Annotated in this window: 2 protein-coding genes; one reads left to right on the forward strand and one right to left on the reverse strand. The window is 65.5% G+C overall.

What is annotated here, in order from left to right; translation table 11 throughout:
- Positions 1-144: 144 nt before the first annotated feature.
- On the reverse strand, positions 145-1305 hold the full coding sequence (locus EOD07_RS32470; protein ID WP_127238156.1) for a cysteine desulfurase family protein: 1161 nt from the start codon (positions 1303-1305) through the stop codon (positions 145-147).
- A 266-nt stretch (positions 1306-1571) separates the two neighbouring features.
- On the opposite strand from EOD07_RS32470, the gene EOD07_RS32475 reads away from it, so the two are divergent.
- The coding region (locus EOD07_RS32475; protein ID WP_127238157.1) for an alpha/beta hydrolase at positions 1572-1997 on the forward strand (426 nt) is incomplete at its 3' end.

Genomic DNA, 1997 nt, shown 5'->3' on the forward strand with positions numbered 1-1997 from the left:
TCTCCATATAGTGCGTGTCCGCCGGAAATTCACCCGGCCAGGACAAAACGCACGGCTCTACCAGGCCATAAGGCCTGAATTCGTCTTCGAGCAGCGGAAATCCAAGAACCGCAAGGCGTTTCTCGCTCCGATGCTTTGCCGCCGTCAGGCGGCTTCTTCCTTGCCCGCGCGGCGCGCGACGATGCCGGCCAGCGCCGCCCGGAAGGCCTCGATATCCCCGGCGCCGGTCGCGTGGCCGATCGAGACCCGCAAGGCGCCCAGGCTGTCGCCATGGCCCATGGCCTTGAGCACGTGGCTTGGCCCGACCTTTCCCGACGAGCAGGCCGAGCCCGCCGACAGGGCGACGCCGGCAAGATCGAAAGCGATCTGCGCCGTCTCGGCCTTGATGCCGGGAATAGCGAAGAATGTCGTGTTGGCAAGCCTTGGAGCGGCATTTCCGAAGATTTCCGCGTCGGGCGCCAATTCGGTCACGATGGTCTCGATCTCGTCGCGCCGGCGCGCGATGGCCTCCATCCCGGCGAGGCCCGCTAGCGCCGCCCGCGCGGCGGCGCCGAAACCGGCGATGCCAGCGACGTTTTCCGTGCCGGCGCGATGGCCCTTCTCCTGGCCGCCGCCATTGACCAGCGGCCGCGGCATCATCAGGTCGGACGCGGCTATGATCGCGCCGGCACCCTTGGGTCCGCCGATCTTGTGCGAGGACAGGATCAGATAATCGGCATAAGGGCCTGACATATCGAGCGGAATCCGCCCGGCAGCCTGAACGGCATCGACAACCAGCACCCCGTCGGCGGCCTTGACGACCTCGCCGATGCGCTCGACCGGCTGCACGACACCGGTCTCGTTGTTGGCGGCATGGATCGCCACCAGCGGCAGGCCGGCGGCCTTGTCATGCGCGGCGAGCGCGGCTGAAAGCGCCTCGAGATCGGCAATGCCGTTGCGATCGACGCCGATCCTCGTCACCTGCGCGGCCGCAAACCGCCCGCCATTGAGGATGCAGGGATGGTCGGCCGCCGAGACATAGAGATGGCTCATGCGGATGGCGCCGCGTCCCATCTGCCAGCCGGGCGTAAGCAGCGTCGAGGCGGCCTCGGTGGCGCCGGAGGTGAAGACGACATGCTCGGGCCTGGCGTTGACCAGCCGCGCCACGTCGCGGCGCGCGTCTTCGACCAGCCGACGCGAAGCGCGCCCTTCCGCGTGGACCGATGACGGGTTGGCAGCGTCGAGCGCCGCGACCATCGCCGCCCGCGCTTCCGCAATGAGCGGCGCGCTGGCGTTGTAGTCGAGATAGGCGCGGGTTGCGGCCATTTTCGCTCAGTTCGTCCTTTCGCCAACTATCCCGCGAGGATAGCGCGTTATTTCCTTGAAATTGCAAGGCAAGCCGTCCTATTTACCCGGCTTGCGGCGCGGGCGGCCCGAACCATCGGGTTTCGGCCTCCCAGTTTTGAACCATTCTAAACTAGCTTCTAGGAAGACGCTCGCCCGGCGTCAAGGCCACAGAAGGTCTGGGGCCGCAGGAGAGTCGGGCCGAAGAGTTCCGGGCTAGCGCATTCATATGCCACGTGGAGTATTTTATGCCTGAGGTCATTTTCGCCGGTCCGGCTGGACGCCTGGAGGGACGCTATCAGCCCTCGAAGGAAAAGAGCGCCCCGATCGCCATCGTGCTGCACCCGCACCCGCAATTCGGCGGCACGATGAACAACAAGATCGTCTACGACCTCTTCTACATGTTCCAGAAGCGCGATTTCACCGTGCTGCGCTTCAATTTCCGTGGCATCGGCCGCAGCCAGGGCGAATTCGACCACGGCACCGGTGAGTTGTCCGACGCGGCCGCGGCGCTCGACTGGGTGCAGTCGCTGCATCCGGATTCCAAGAGCTGCTGGGTCGCCGGCTATTCCTTCGGCTCGTGGATCGGCATGCAGCTTCTGATGCGCCGGCCTGAGATCGAAGGCTTCATCTCGGTCGCGCCGCAGCCCAACACCTATGATTTCTCGTTCCCT

This window comes from Mesorhizobium sp. M2C.T.Ca.TU.002.02.1.1 (assembly GCF_003997225.1).

Excerpts from the sequence above, each read along its gene's own strand:
- EOD07_RS32470 (WP_127238156.1), bottom strand. The coding sequence starts at position 1,305 with ATGGCCGCAACCCGCGCCTATCTCGACTACAACGCCAGCGCGCCGCTC.